Annotated in this window: 1 pseudogene; it reads right to left on the bottom strand. The window is 73.3% G+C overall.

Features of this window, described 5'->3' with window-relative positions:
* Window positions 1–860, bottom strand: a pseudogene (locus IF89_RS39400) (hypothetical protein); the annotation flags it as partial.

The raw sequence follows: 860 nt of genomic DNA, 5'->3' as shown, positions 1-860 counted from the left end.
GCGCGCGCGTCGTTGAGGCCGGCCCCGATCTGGTCTTTGCCGAGGACGCCCTGCGCAACGGCTTCGGCCACGATGTCCGTGGCGGTCTTGACGGTGGTGCCGTCGGGGCCGGTCACGCTGCTGGTGTGGCCCCACGGGTCGGAGGACGCTGTGGTCTTGCGGCCGGCCCGGTCGGTCATGGTCACCTGGTAGTGGGCCCACTGGGAGTAGTCGGTCTGGGCCAGTACCCGGGCGCCGTCGGCGTCGGGCTCTTTGGCGTAGGCGCCGTCGCGGTAGTTGTCCGCGGTCCGCAGCGGGCGGCCCAGCGCATCCAGGGTCTCCGTCACCCGCCGCCCGTCAGGGGTGGCCGTCACCGTCACCGCAGGGGCGGGGTAGGAGAAGGCGGTGGTCTGCGGCTTGCCGGAGTCGGGCAGGAGGGTATGCGCGGCGGGTCGGCCCTGGCGGTCGTACTCCGTCCGCGACAGGACCCGCCCGCCCGGGTCGGCCTCCTCCAGTACCGCCCCGGTCGCTAGGTCCAGGGTCCGCGAGGCGGTCGTCTCCGCGTCGGTGCCCGGAGCCACAACGGTGGTCTCGGTCAGGCGCCCGTCCTCCACCGTGCGGGTGACCGCGATGGTCAGCTCGCCCGGCCCCTCGCCCCGGGCGGTGCGGGTGACGGTCCCGGTGACCGTGCGCCGGTCCGCAGCCAGGGTGTTGACCGTCTCCTGCAGGACCTTGCCGTCCCGGCCGGTGGTCTTCTGCAACACGACCAGCCCGGTAGCACCCTCTTCAGGGTCGTACACGGTCTCGGTGACCGTCCCGGTCTCGTCGGTGGTCTTGACCGCACGGCCGTAGGCGTCGTAGGCGGCGGCGGTCGCCACTTC

Source organism: Streptomyces sp. NRRL F-2664 (genome assembly GCF_000719345.1).
Taxonomy (GTDB): Bacteria; Actinomycetota; Actinomycetes; order Streptomycetales; family Streptomycetaceae; genus Streptomyces.
The sequence above is the reverse complement of the archived record's forward strand: the minus strand, read 5'-3'. Positions and strand labels throughout refer to the sequence as shown.